Origin of the sequence: Roseomonas indoligenes (assembly GCF_017813365.1) — a bacterium.
GTDB classification, from domain to species: Bacteria; Pseudomonadota; Alphaproteobacteria; order Acetobacterales; family Acetobacteraceae; genus Roseomonas; species Roseomonas indoligenes.
In genome coordinates this window covers 129,391-142,415 of sequence record NZ_JAGIZA010000006.1, presented here as the reverse complement: position 1 = coordinate 142,415, position 13,025 = coordinate 129,391, and the positions used below count along the sequence as shown (strand labels likewise).

General features: G+C 72.0%; 11 protein-coding genes and 1 other RNA gene. 10 read left to right on the top strand and 2 right to left on the bottom strand.

The annotated features are described in order from the left end of the window. Positions 1 to 26: 26 nt before the first annotated feature. On the bottom strand, positions 27 to 776 hold the full coding sequence (locus J5Y10_RS12255) for a carbonic anhydrase (RefSeq protein WP_209373916.1): 750 nt from the start codon (positions 774 to 776) through the stop codon (positions 27 to 29). Positions 777 to 1,786: 1,010 nt separating this feature from the next. Between J5Y10_RS12255 and J5Y10_RS12250 the strand changes: the two genes are divergently transcribed. From J5Y10_RS12250 to J5Y10_RS12220, 7 genes are all read left to right on the top strand, one after another. Continuing rightward, on the top strand, positions 1,787 to 2,188 hold the full coding sequence (locus J5Y10_RS12250; protein ID WP_209373914.1) for a RidA family protein: 402 nt from the start codon (positions 1,787 to 1,789) through the stop codon (positions 2,186 to 2,188). Between the two features lie 39 nt (positions 2,189 to 2,227). Beyond that, positions 2,228 to 2,632 (top strand): VOC family protein, encoded by a 405-nt coding sequence (locus J5Y10_RS12245; protein WP_209373913.1) that lies wholly within the window; start codon positions 2,228 to 2,230, stop codon positions 2,630 to 2,632. Then, positions 2,629 to 3,768, top strand: coding sequence for an alanine racemase (locus J5Y10_RS12240; protein ID WP_209373912.1), 1,140 nt, complete (start codon positions 2,629 to 2,631; stop codon positions 3,766 to 3,768). The genes J5Y10_RS12245 and J5Y10_RS12240 overlap by 4 nt, the downstream gene beginning before the upstream one ends. A 39-nt stretch (positions 3,769 to 3,807) precedes the next feature. Further along, positions 3,808 to 5,220 (top strand): class II fumarate hydratase, encoded by a 1,413-nt coding sequence (locus tag J5Y10_RS12235; protein WP_209373911.1) that lies wholly within the window; start codon positions 3,808 to 3,810, stop codon positions 5,218 to 5,220. A 53-nt stretch (positions 5,221 to 5,273) separates the two neighbouring features. Next, positions 5,274 to 5,924, top strand: a complete 651-nt coding sequence (locus tag J5Y10_RS12230; RefSeq protein ID WP_209373910.1) for a LysE family translocator — start codon at positions 5,274 to 5,276, stop codon at positions 5,922 to 5,924. A 27-nt stretch (positions 5,925 to 5,951) separates the two neighbouring features. Beyond that, positions 5,952 to 6,173, top strand: coding sequence for a ribbon-helix-helix domain-containing protein (locus J5Y10_RS12225; RefSeq protein WP_209373909.1), 222 nt, complete (start codon positions 5,952 to 5,954; stop codon positions 6,171 to 6,173). Positions 6,174 to 6,519: 346 nt separating this feature from the next. Continuing rightward, entirely contained in the window at positions 6,520 to 7,512 is a 993-nt protein-coding gene (locus tag J5Y10_RS12220) for an isopenicillin N synthase family dioxygenase (protein ID WP_209373908.1), read from the top strand. 66 nt (positions 7,513 to 7,578) lie between these two features. On the opposite strand, the gene J5Y10_RS28435 is transcribed toward J5Y10_RS12220, so the two are convergent. Further along, positions 7,579 to 10,449, bottom strand: coding sequence for an AsmA family protein (locus J5Y10_RS28435; protein ID WP_209373905.1), 2,871 nt, complete (start codon positions 10,447 to 10,449; stop codon positions 7,579 to 7,581). Between the two features lie 248 nt (positions 10,450 to 10,697). On the opposite strand from J5Y10_RS28435, the gene J5Y10_RS12210 reads away from it, so the two are divergent. From J5Y10_RS12210 to rnpB, 3 genes are all read left to right on the top strand, one after another. Then, positions 10,698 to 11,483: a TerB family tellurite resistance protein gene (locus tag J5Y10_RS12210; protein WP_209373904.1), complete on the top strand. Its 786-nt coding sequence runs from the start codon at positions 10,698 to 10,700 to the stop codon at positions 11,481 to 11,483. Positions 11,484 to 11,493: 10 nt separating this feature from the next. Next, positions 11,494 to 12,312, top strand: a complete 819-nt coding sequence (locus J5Y10_RS12205; protein WP_490384330.1) for an N-acetylmuramoyl-L-alanine amidase — start codon at positions 11,494 to 11,496, stop codon at positions 12,310 to 12,312. A gap of 45 nt (positions 12,313 to 12,357) precedes the next feature. Further along, an RNA gene (gene rnpB / locus J5Y10_RS12200) (RNase P RNA component class A) lies at positions 12,358 to 12,767 on the top strand. Positions 12,768 to 13,025: the final 258 nt, after the last annotated feature.

The window sequence follows — 13,025 nt, the reverse complement described above, 5'->3', positions numbered from 1 at the left end:
CTTCCGGGGCGCCGCGGGCCGGAATTTCACCCCTCCTCAAGCCAGCGGACATCGCCCGTCTCGAGTTCGTAGCGGGCGGCGACCACCTTCAGGCGCCCGGCGCGGATCGCGTCCTGCAGCACCACGCTCTGGGTCTTGATCCGTGCGGCCACTCGGCGCGCATTGGCCACCACGGCATCGTCCAGCGCGATCGTCCCGTCCGGGCGGCGGGCAGAGAGCACGGCGGGCAGGATGGGTTGCACCATCTCCCCGATCACGCCGGGGAAGGCCGTGTTGTGCTCCACCATCTCCAGCGAGGCCGCCACGGCGCCGCAGCTCTGGTGGCCCATTACCACCACCAGCGGGCAGCCCAGCACGCCCACCCCGTACTCGATGCTGCCCAGCGCCGCGGTATCCACCGTGTTGCCGGCGTTGCGGACGATGAACATCTCGCCCAGGCCGCGCCCGAAGAGCAGTTCCGGCGGCACGCGGCTGTCCGAGCAGCCGACCAGGACCACGAAGGGCGCCTGCCCGCGGGAGAGGTCGGCCAGGGTCTTGTGGCCATGGGGGAAGCTGAAGGGCTCCTCGTGCCGGAACTCGTCGTTGCCCCGCTTCAGCAGGGTCAGGGCCTCGTCCGGGGTCAGGCGGGTGTGGGGCACCGGGTCAGCCGCCCGGGCCGGGGCAAGGGCTGCGGGCGCGGTCAGCGCGCCGAGGCCGGCGCAGAGAAGGCCGCGCCGGCCGCCGGCCCGGCCGCGCAGGGCGGCCTTGGCGCAGCAGCCGCAAGAGTCATCCGGCATCGTTCAGGTCTTCCATGGTCTGCAGTGCCGTCCGCACGATTCTTTAACTCGGGGGCCGCAAACGGATGGCGCGTTCCGGACGAGTGCCTGGTTCAGAAACGACGCAGAACTGCTTCCCTGTCGCCCGACACCCGCGAAGCCGATCAGCCACCCTCTCCAGTTCGGTGAACGGTGTGAACTCGACGAGTTGCGGGCAGCGGTCGCCCCGATCCATGACGGTCCTCGCAGCTCTGATGCCCCGCTCAGGGTGATTGGCGTCCGCGCTGATACCGATGCAGCGCCAGACGGTCCCGTCTCCATCGGCCGAGAAGAGCCGGTCGTATGAGAGGGTACCGCGAACGCGGTAGCGGACCCATACGGTCGTCGTGGCGAACAAGGCGTTCGCCACGGATCGCGGCTCTCTCGTGATCTCGGGCGACCTCCCGTTGGAGGCTTCGTATTCCGCTGCGAGATTGACGGCGAACACCTCCCTGTAGTCTGCCGGGAAGGTCGGGGCCGTGGTCGCGGTTGAGCAGCCTCCAGGACCGAATGGCAGCGCCAGGGCAACCATCGCGGCAACGGCCCGAGCCCGGTTGCCGCACCCCGGTCGTTGCGGTGAAGCGTGTCGTGCGGGATGGAGCGCTCTCATGACGCCATGTCATGTCCTCAGCCGAGGTTTGGCAAGGCGCGCCGGCCTCGTTGCGCACCTGCCCGGAACGTCGTCCCGCTTCGATTCCGGAGGCAGCGCCGGCCGAACCGTGATCCTTGCCGGGCACGTCTGAAGACGGGGGCGGAGGGGGCGCTGGCCGACGACAGCTCCCAGGGCAGGTCGCCGCAGGGCGGGACCGCGGGGAACGGTCGATCCGTTCGCCACGCAAGAGGCCGGGAACCCGTGCAGATCGTGGTACCCTGGCCGGGCGGCGGGCGGGCTGCCATGCCGGCCATTGACCCGCCCGTTCCGCCCTGTCATCTGCCCTGGCATCTCCCACCTGCCTGGCATCCCTGCCGGGCCATCGCCAGGGGATGGCGACATGCGACGCCTGATCTCCTCCGGCTCCCGCTTCGAGCGGGAGATCGGCTATTCCCGCGCCGTGGTGGACGGGGACCTTGTCTTCGTCTCCGGTACCACGGGCTACGACTACGACACCATGACGATCTCGGACGACGTGCAGGTGCAGTGCGAGCGGGCGCTGAAGAACATCGCCGCCGCGCTCGCCCAGGCCGGGGCATCTCTGGAGGATGTGGTCCGCCTGATGTTCATCGTGCCGGACCGGGCGGACTGGGAACCCTGCTGGCCCGTCCTGCGCCTGTATCTCGGGGAGATCCGCCCCGCCTCCACCCTCATCCATGCCGGGCTGCAAACGCCCGAGATGAAGATCGAGATCGAGGCCACGGCGCGGCTGCGCCCGCGCTTCCGCACCCCTGCCCCTTGATTCCAGACCCCGATCCGGGGGCCGAGAAGGACGAGAACGATGCGCTTCGCCGTGGACCGCCTGGACCACCTGGTCATCACCTGCCGCGACGTGGAGACGATGGCGAGTTGGTACCAGCGCGTGCTGGGCATGGAGCTGGAGAGCTTCGGCCCGCACAACCGCACCTCGCTGCGCTTCGGCGGCCAGAAGATCAACCTGCGCCCCCAGGACGTGTCCCAGGAGGAATGGTTCACGGGGGAATCCGCCCTGCCCGGCGGCCAGGACCTGTGCTTCATCGTGACGGTCATGGCCGAGGACGTGGCCTCCCACCTTCGGGATTGCGGCGTGACGATCGAGCTGGGGCCGGTGGAGAAGGCGGGCGCGCTGGGCGCGATCACCTCCGTCTACTGCCGCGACCCGGACGGGAACCTGATCGAGATCTCCTCCTACGGGGACATGCCTTGAGCGGCCCCTGGTCGGGCGGCGGCGTGGCGGACACGCCCCGGCTGCTGCTGGACCTCGCGCGGCTGGAGGCGAACGCGGCGCGGATGCGGTCGCGGGCCGAGGCCCTGGGGGTTTCCTTCCGGCCGCATTTCAAGACCGCCAAGTCCGTGGAGGTGCATCGCGTCGCCCATGGGGGCGGCACCGGGCCCGCCACCGTCTCCACGATGAAGGAGGCGGAGGTGTTGGCGGCCTCCGGCCAGGCGACGGACATCCTGCTGGCGGCCACAGCAATCCCGGCCCGGCTTCCCCGGGCGGAGGCGCTGGCGCGGCATCACGGGACGCGGCTGATCCTGGTGGTGGACAGCCCGGAGATGGCGGGGTTGCTGGACGCCGCCGCCGGGGCCACGCACGAGGTGCTGGTGGAGGTGGATTCCGGCGAGCACCGGGCCGGCGTGCCGCCCGAGAAGGCTCTGGCCGTGGCGCGGGCGATCCATGGCTCGCGGAACCTGCGGCTGGCGGGGGTGATGACCCATGGCGGCCATTCCTACGGCTCGGCCGACAATGCCTCCATCGCCGACGTCGCGGAGCAGGAGCGGGTGGCCACGGCCTCGGCCGCCGGCGCCATCCGGGGCGCGGGGATGGAGACGCCGATCGTCTCTGTCGGCTCCTCCCCCACCCTGCTGCATGCGCGGCACCTGGATGGGGTGACGGAGATCCGGGCCGGGGTGGGGCTGTTCTGGGACCTTGCCCAAATGTCGCGTGGGCAGTGTGGCTGGGACGACCTGGCGCTGTCCGTGCTGTCCACCGTGATCGGGCACAACCGGGCTTCCATGTCCCTGGTGCTGGATGCGGGGGCGCTGGCACTCTCCAAGGACGTGACGGCCAATGCCTTCGCGCCCGGGACCGCCTACGGCACGCTGGGGGATGCGGAGACGGGGGCGGCGCTGCCGCTGCACGTCCTGCACGCCTACCAGGAGCATGGGATGGTGCCGGTGCCCTATGAATCCTGGTTCGAACGGCTCCCTGTCGGGGCCCTGGTGCGGGTTTATCCCAACCATGCCTGCCTGACGGCGGCGGGGGGCTACGGCGCCTACGAGGTGCTGGACGGAACGGGTAACGCCATTGCGCGCTGGCCGCGTATCGACGGTTGGCACTAGGGGCTCGACGCGCGGGTGGCGGCTGCCCAAGTGCCGGCCATGCCTGAAAACACCCGCACCGAAACCGATTCCCTCGGCACGATCGAGATCGCAGCCGACCGTCTTTGGGGGCCCCAGACGGAGCGCGCCCGGCGATTGTTCCGCATCGGCTCGGAGGTCTTCCCGCCGACGCTGATCCGGGCCGTGGGGCTGCAGAAGCAGGCCGCGGCTGAGGCCAACCTGGCGCTGGGCGAGTTGCCGGCCGATATCGCGGAGCCGGTGATCGCTGCGGCGAAGGAAGTGGCGGGGAATCAGCGCGACGCCGATTTCCCCCTGCATGTCTGGCAGACCGGGTCCGGCACCCAGACGAACATGAACGCGAACGAGGTCATCTCCAACCGCGCGAACCAGATGCTCGGCCAGGAGCTGGGCAGCCGGAAGCCGGTGCACCCCAACGACCACGTGAACCGTGGCCAGTCCTCCAACGACAGCTTCCCCACGGTGATGCACGTGGCTGCCGCGGAGGCGGTGACGAAGCGGCTGGTGCCCGGGCTGGAGGTGCTGCGCGCGGCCCTGGCCAAGCGCGGCGAGGAATGGGACGGGATCGTCAAGCTCGGCCGCACGCACCTGATGGATGCGGTGCCCGTCACGCTCGGCCAGGAGTTCCGGGCCTGGGCGATGATGGTGGAGGCCGGGATCGCGCGCGTGCAGGCGGCGCTGCCCGACCTTCTCGCCCTGCCCCAGGGCGGCACGGCCGCGGGGACCGGGCTGAACACCCACCCCGATTTCGCGCGAGGCTTCGCGGAGCGGATGGCGGCGCTGACCGGGCTTCCCTTTACAGCCCATCCCAACCCCTTCGTCGGCATGGGGGCGCACGACGCCTTCGTCGCGCTGCAGGGGGCGATGAACAGCGTGGCCGTCTCGCTGAACAAGATCGCCAATGACGTCCGGCTGCTGGGCTCGGGGCCGCGCTCCGGCTTCTCCGAGCTGGTGATCCCGGCGGACGGCCTCTCCTCCTCCATCATGCCGGGGAAGACGAATCCGACGCAGAGCGAGGCACTGACGATGGTCTGCGCGCAGGTGATGGGGAACACCACCACCGTGACGGTCGCGGGCACGCAGGGGCACCTGGAGCTGAACGTCTTCAAGCCCGTGATCATCCAGGCCGTGCTGCAATCCGCCACCCTGCTGGCGGATGCGGCGGAGAGTTTCGCCCACAACATGGTGGAGAAGCTTGAGCCGAACCGGGACCGCATTGCGGAGAACGTGGCGAAGTCCCTGATGCTGGTGACGGCGCTGAACCCGCGGATCGGCTACGACAAGGCCGTGAAGATCGGCAAGACGGCGCTGGCGGAGAACCTGACGCTGCGCGACGCCGCCGAGAAGCTGGGCTTCGTGTCGCCGGAGGATTTCGATCGCTGGGTGCGGCCGGAGGAGATGACCCGGCCGGGCGCCACGCTGGCCGGCGGCTAGCCGCCCCTTCCCGGGGGCTGGAACGGCGGACGCGGGCTGGTAGGTTGCCGGGCATGCCCGATTTCAGCCAGCTCGCTCTCTTCGCCGCAGCCGCCCTTGTCCTCGCCCTGACGCCGGGGCCGGGGATCTTCTACGTCGCCGCCCGTACGCTCTCCGGCGGCCGTGGCGAGGGCATTGCCTCCAGCCTCGGCACGGGGATCGGCGGCATGGTGCATGTGCTGGCCGGCGGTCTCGGCGTCTCCGCGGTCGTGCTGGCGAGCGCGGAGCTGTTCACGGCGCTGAAGATGCTCGGTGCCGCCTATCTGATCTGGATCGGCCTGCGCACCATCTGGACCGCGCGCCGCGATGCCCAGGCGGCGCTGGGGGGTGGCGGCTCGCCCGTCGGAACCCGCCGCGCCTTCCGCGAGGGGGCCCTGGTGGAGGCGCTGAACCCGAAGACGGCTGCTTTCTTCCTCGCCTTCGTGCCGCAGTTCGTGGACCCGGCCGCCGGGGGCGTGGCGATGCAGTTCGCCGTGCTCGGGCTTGTCTCCGTGGCGCTCAACACGCTCGTCGATGTAGCGGTGGCGGTGCTGGCCGCCCGTGTCCGCAGGGGGGCGCTGGGGCGCCCGGGCCTCGTCCGCCGGCTTCGCGAGGCGTCCGGGGTCGCCATGGTCGCGCTCGGTGTCGGCCTCGCGTTGACGCGTCGCCCGGTTTCCGCGGCCTAGCGGCAGGCCGGGGCAGGGCTGCCCCCGATGGCCGGGCATCTCGTCAAGCGGTCCTTCACCCTCGCCGGGCACCGGACCTCGATCGCGCTGGAGCCCGAGTTCTGGGCGGCGCTGGAGGCGGAGGCCGCGCGGCGGGGGGAGAACCTGCTGCGCCTCGTCCTGGCCGCCGATGCGGCGCGGGACGATCCCGGGCTGCCCCTTGCCTCGGCTCTCCGGGTGCTGGCGTTGCGGATCGCGCAGCGGGGCTGATCTGGCTCCGTTTTTGCTTGCGGGGCCGGCGTGCAGCGTTCTAATCCTCACTCCGCGAGTAGAAGCGGCCAAGGTTCTTTTGGACCTGGGGCATTGCTCCGACAGACCATCCTGTCGAGGTGCCCGGTGCTCACTCTCCTTCCTCATCCTCCCATGAACGACCGGGCCGGATCCCATCCGGCACCGCGGCCCTTGCATGGCCACGGAGGACAGGGCGCCTGACACACGTTTCCCGCCCGCCATCCCGGCAGGCGGTTCACGGAGTAGAAGCGGCGGCCGCCCTCCTGGGCGCCTGACATTGCTCCATCACCCCGGCGGCACCCGCGCCGCCCGATAGGAGAATGACATGTCTTACGCGCTGAAGGAGCTGAACCGGGAGACCGGCTTCGGCGGCATGGGCATCACCAAGGACCGCGAGGTTCCCGTCATCAGCCTCGCCAATTTCGAGGCCCGCAAGGCGGAGATCGCGGATCAGCTGTGGAAGGCCTCCACCGAGATCGGCTTTTTCCAGCTCTCCGACCACGGCATCCCGCTGGAGCAGATCGACGAGGCCTTCGAGATGACGGCCCGCTTCTTCGCCCTGCCGCAGGAGGTGAAGGCGAAGTACCCGATGGCGAAGGGAACCAACTACGGCTGGGAGTACAAGGCCCAGGTCCGCCCCTCCACCGGCACGGCGGACAATAAGGAGTCCTTCCAGATCACCGTGCCGAAGATGGCCGGCCTCTGGCCCAGCGGCGAGGAACTGCCGGGCTTCAAGGCCTGCATGCTGGCCTTCGAGCGCGCGAACTGGGCGGTGGGGATGAAGGTGCTGTCCTGCTTCGCCGACAAGCTCGGCTTTCCCGCGGACTTCTTTACCGAGGCGCACGATCCGACCTCGCCCGAGTACCAATCCACGCAGCGCATGATTCATTACCTGCCGATGGTGGACGCGAAGCCGGAGGACTTCACGGGCTGGCGCGCCGGCGCGCACACCGACTATGACTGCCTGACGCTGCTGCATCAGCGCACCGGCCAGGGGGGGCTGCAGCTCTGCCCGGGCAAGGAAGCCGATGGCGGCGAGCTGGCCTGGACGGACGTGCCGCCGGTGACCGGCCTCATCACCTGCAACATCGGCGACATGCTGTCGCGCTGGAGCGACGGGAAGCTGCAGTCCAACCTGCACCGCGTGCGGATGCCGCGCGCGGACGAATATCTCGGCCCGCGCTACTCCCTGCCCTTCTTCTGCCAGGCCAACCGCGACGCGCTCATCCAGGCGCCGACGGGGTCCGAGCCGCCGATCACGGCGAAGGACTTCCTGGACATGCGGATCGCCGCGAATTTTGCGAAGATCGGGATGTAGCGCGGCGGCCTTCGGGTGAGCTGGGGGGCCGGAGGGAACATCCCCTCCGGCCCTTTCTCGTTCAGGTCAGCGCTCTGCCCGCCACCGCAGCCAGGCCGCCAGTTCCGGCACGCGGCGGGGCGCCGCGGCGGGGCCGGTGAGGCGGATGCCGACTTCCGGCACCGGGTCGGCCGGCTTCTCGGCCGCGGTGAGGTCGAGGGCGGCACGGGCCAGGTCCACTTCCCCGCGGAGGGTGAGGGCCACGCCATCGCCGGAGGCGGTGCCTTCGGACAGGGTGGCGCGCCCTGTCCCCAGCGCGGCGCGGAGGGAAAGGGTGGCGAACCCCGTCTCGCCGGATTGCAGCGCAGCGCGGAGCATGGCCTCGTCCCCCGCCGCGGCGGCGCGGCCGGCGGCGGCGGCATCCAGGCCCGCCAGCCTTCCCTCCCGGACGGCCAGGGATGCTTCCCCGGCCAGGGTCGCAATGAGAGCGGCCGGGCTGCTGCCGGTGGCGGAGAGGCGAATATCCGCTTCCGCCTGCCCCGCCGTGATGTCGAGCGGAAGGCCGAGGAGCGGGCCGGTGATGCCGGCACTGCGCAGCGCGACCTGCGCGGAAAGGCGCGGCGCGTCGCCATTGGTGTCGAGGGCGGCGCTTCCGCGCAGCGTACCGGGGTCCAGCGCCGCCTCGGCGTCCTCCAGCGCCAGGGCGCCGTCCTTCAGGCGCAAGCGGGCACGCAGGTCACGCACGGATGGCAGGTCGAGCGGTTCCAGGCGTGCGACGGAGAGGGCCAGCTCGGCATCCGCGGCCCGCAGGGCGGCGAAGGGAATGGGATCGCTGCCGTGCCAGGGGGAAGCGGGCGGGGAAAGGGTCTCGGCGGCGATGCGGCCGGTCAGGCGCGGGCGGGGTCCCTCAAGGGACAGGGCCAGGGCGCCGCCGGCCCGCAGCGCCCCGGCCACGAGGTCGAAGCGCTCCGCCGCGGCACCTCCCGCCCCTGCCGCGCCGGAGGCGACGAGGGAGAAGGAGCCCTCCCCGATCCAGGGGAGCACCCCCTCCCCTGTCAGGCCCAGCGCGTCATTCAGCAGGCGGGGGGCACCGGGATGGCGAAAGGTGAGGTTCCCCGTCGCGCGGCGGCCGGGCAGGTCCAGCGTGCCCGCCGTTTCCAGCCGGGCCTCGCCCAGCTCGGCGCTGGCCTGAACCGCCAGGGCCTCGGGCGGGCCGCCGCCGGCGACGCGGAGGGTAATGGACTCCCCGGCCAGCCGCGTGGCATCCGGCCAGCCGCCGGGGAGCAGGGCCAGCAGGTCGCGCGCGCTGCGGGCGGAGAAGTCCAGCACGGCGTCCGAAAGGCGCGGGCTGGCGCCCAGAAGGGCGGTGCCGGAGGCGGAGAGGTCGCCGCCGGCCAGTGCCCCGGCCAAGCGGCGCAGGGTGAGCCGGCCGTTCTCCAGCGCGGCGTCCAGGGAGGCGCGCTCCAGCACCGCGCCGCGCCATCGCGCCCGCTCCGTCGCCAGGCGCAGGTTGGCGTCGATGCCGCCGAGGAGGCGGCTGGCGGTGGGCCAGTCCAGGCCGGGGCGGAGCCAGCCCTCCAGGTCCAGCGCGTCCAGGGTCAGACCCAGGCCGAGCGCCGGGCGGGCGCCGAAGCGCAGCACGCCGGCGCCGGAAACGCGGATGCCGTCCAGCGTGGCGGAAAGCTCGGGCACGGCGATGGAGCCGGGTTCCAGGACCAGCCGCGCCCGTCCCTCCCCTTCCCGAAGACGGCCAGGGGCTAGCCAGGCGGTCCAGTTCTCGCCGGAGGGGGCGATGGCGGGGGCGACCGCCTCGATCGTTCCGCGCAGGTCGGTACCGGAGAAGCGCAGCGCGGCCTCCAGCCGCTCCCCAGCCGTGGCGCCGTTCAGCTCCACGCTCGTCCCGCCGGGGAGGATCGCGGAGACGTCCGAGAGAGTGAGCCGGCCGCCGGACGCGCCACCCTCCCGGAAGACCGCGGCGCGGAGGCGGCGCAGCGCCACGCCCCGGAAGCCCGCCGCCTCCGCCGAGAGGTCGAGCCCCAGCGGCAGGGTGGAGGGACGGGTGCGGAGCGCCGCCAGCCAGGGATCCAGATCCAGCCGCCCCGCCAGCAGCGCCGCGTCGAGCCGGGGCTGCGGGGAGAGGCGGAGGGTGATCGCGCCCCGCGCCGGGCTGCCGCCGATGTCGAGGGTGAGGTCGTCCGCCGCCAGCAGGTCGGCGGCGACCGTCAGCCGGCCCCGGGCGCGGAAGGGTCCGGGCGGGCCGGGGACGAGGGCGCTGAGGTCGGGGCCGGAGGCCTCCACGCTGCCGTCCACCGTGCCTTCCGGGGTCAGCACGCCGCGCGCGGCGATCGCGGCGTTGCCCATGGCGAGGCTGAGGTCCACCGGGGTGTAGCCATCGTAGCCAGGACGGCCGATCCCGGCCTCGAAGCGCCATTCCAGCCCGCCCCAGGCGAAAAGGCCCTCGGCGCGGGTGCCCTGAGTGGCGTCGCCCGCCGTCAGCCGGGCCTGCACGTTCTCCAGCCGCATGCCGCCGATGATGACGCGGCTGTCCACGAGCCGGGCGGAGAGGGTGGAGAGGCTGGCTGGCAGGTTGGCGGCATCGGCGGGAGGCCAGGGGAGGCGCAGCTCCGCGCCGACGATCGCGATCTCCCGCGGGGCGATCCGGCCGAGGAGGAGCGCGCCGCCATCCACGCGCAGCCGCATGGACGCGGCGGCGAAGCCCAACCCGTCCCCGGCATCGCCGAGGGTGACGCCCTGCGCCTCCACCACGGGATAGGGCAGCAGGCGCAGGCGCACGGGGCCGTGCAGGGTGACGGGACGGCCGATGCGGGCGGCGGCCAGCTCCGCCAGCTGGGCCCGACGCGCGGTCCAATCCGTGAAAAGGGGGGCGACCCAGAGGGTGGCGAGAACCGCGGCGAGAAGGAGGACGAGGCCCACGCCGGCCAGAAGGGAGCGACGCATCCTAGTCCGGCCAGGCCCTGCCGGCGGCCGGCCAGGTTCTGCCCGGGGCCGGCCGGGAATGGCCCGGTTCCGCCCCGCCCATGGCCGCCCTTGTCGACACCCTGCCTCCGCCCTGCCGGGACCACGATTCCCCGTGGCTGGACCATGCTTGAGGCGGGGGCGGGGGACAAGGAAGTGCGCTTTCGCGCGGGCATGTTTCCGGGCATAGGCTAGGCGGATCGGCGGACGGAGCGCGCTCGGGCTGACCCATGGGGTTCTGGGGTAAGATCATCGGCGGGGCGGTCGGCTTCGCCATGGGCGGGCCGGTGGGCGCCATGCTCGGCAGCGCGCTGGGGCACGCGGCGGACGAGGGCACGCTCGGGCGCGGCCTGAACATGGGTCTGCCCGGCCTGGACGGCGCGCGGATCGCGGCGATGCTCGGCTCGCGGGAAAGCCTTTTCGCGGTTTCCGTTGTCGTGCTCTCGGCGAAGCTCGCCAAGGCCGATGGCCCCGTGAAGCGCGAGGAGATCGACGCCTTCAAGCGCGTCTTCCACGTGCCGCCGGAGAACATGCGGGAGGTGGCGCAGCTCTTCGACCGGGCACGGGACAGCGCCGAGGGCGCGGAGCCCTACGCCGAGCGCCTGGGCGCTGCCTTCGCGGAGGAGCGGCCGGTGCTGGAGGACGTGCTGGGCGCGCTGTTCCGCATCGCCGAGGCGGACGGGGCGGCGAACCGGACTGAACTGGCCTTTCTGGGCGGGGTGCATGCCCGCTTCGGGCTGGACGCGGCGTCCTGGGAAAGGGCGCGGCTGGGGCGGCCCAACCCCTCCTCCCCCGCCCTCGCGCCCGAGGGCCCGGACCCCTACGCCGTGCTGGGCCTGCCGCGCGGGGCAACGGACGAGCAGATCCGCGCCACCTGGAAGCGGCTGATGCGGGAGCACCATCCGGACAGCCTCGCCGCACGCGGTCTGCCGGTGGAGATGGCACGGCGGGCGACGGAGAAGGTGGCGGACATCAACGCGGCCTGGGACCGGATCAAGCGGGAGCGCGGCCTATGAGGATCCCCCCGTGACCGCCCGGCGCGGCCCCCTTCCCGGCCCCCGGCCCGGTGCCCGCAAGGGCCGGGCGGCCGGGCTGCCGCGGGTGCCCATCGAGGGCGGGCTGGCGGTGAAGGAGTTGCCGAGCCCGAACCAGGACGACCGGCCGCCGGGCGTGCCGATCGACACGCTGATCCTGCACTACACGGACATGGAGAGCGGTGCGGCGGCCATCGAGCGGCTGCGCGACCCGGTGGCGAAGGTCTCTGCCCATTACGTGGTGGAGGAGGACGGGAGGGTGTTCCGGCTGGTGCCGGAGGCGCGGCGGGCCGCCCATGCCGGCATCTCCCACTGGCGGGGCCATGAGGGGCTAAACGCCCGCAGCATTGGGATCGAGGTGGTGAACCCCGGCCATTCCTGCGGCTACCGGCCCTTCCCCGCCCTGCAGATGGCGGCTCTGGCCGATCTCTGCCTGGAGATCCTCTCGCGCCATCCCATCCCCGCGCGGAACGTGGTGGCGCACAGCGACGTGGCGCCGGACCGCAAGCGGGACCCGGGGGAACTGTTCGACTGGCAGGGCCTGGCCTCCCTCGGCATCGGATTGTGGCCGGAAGGTGTGGAGGGCGGCGACCTCTCCACCGTGCCGGGCGGCATGGCACGGGCATCCGAACTGCTGCGGCGGATCGGCTACCCGGTGGACCCCGCGCGGCCGGACGTGGCCCTGGTAGCCTTCCAGCGGCACTGGCGACAGGAGGAGTGGGGCGGCCGGGCCGATGCCGGCACCCTGGCCCGGCTGGAGGCGGTGGCGGCGCTGGCCGCAGCCGAGTCGGAGGAGGCGGCGAGGCGCTGAGCGGGCGGGTTGACCCCCGTTCGACCGAGTCGCATACCCCGCGCGCCAGACGGCCGGACGACCGCTGCCAGCACCGAAAGGGGCGGTGGAGGAAAGTCCGGGCTCCATGGGAAAACGGTGCCGGCTAACGGCCGGCGGGGGCGACCCCAGGGACAGTGCCACAGAGAAGAGACCGCCGGGACGGCCGAAAGGCCTTCCAGGCAAGGGTGAAACGGTGGGGTAAGAGCCCACCGCGCCCCTGGCGACAGGGGCGGCACGGCAAACCCCACCGGGAGCAAGGCCGAATAGGGATGGCCGGCGGGATTCCTTCGGGACTCGCCGCCAGGGGCTTCCCGCCCCGCCATCCGGGTTGGCCGCGAGAAGCCCCTGGCAACAGGGGTTCCAGAGGAATGGTCGTCCTGTTCCCGGCGAGAGCCGGGGGCTGACAGAACCCGGCTTACAGGCCGTCTGGCATTTCCTCTCCTAAACAAGACTTTCAGTTCACCCGCATAACCGATTGAATTGCTCGGCTTTCAGTAGCGTTGCCTGCCAGCAACAGTTTGTCGCGCACACGCAATCGCGCTTGTTGACCCATCACGGCCCATGTTATCCCAAGGCATCCCGCAAGGGCCCGGACCTGAGGGGGGCGAGGGGCTGGCGGGATGGTCGGGTGAGCCGGCGGGGTCGGGGGGCCTCGCCGGCCATCTGAGGGGATCACACCAGTCGCCCAGTGC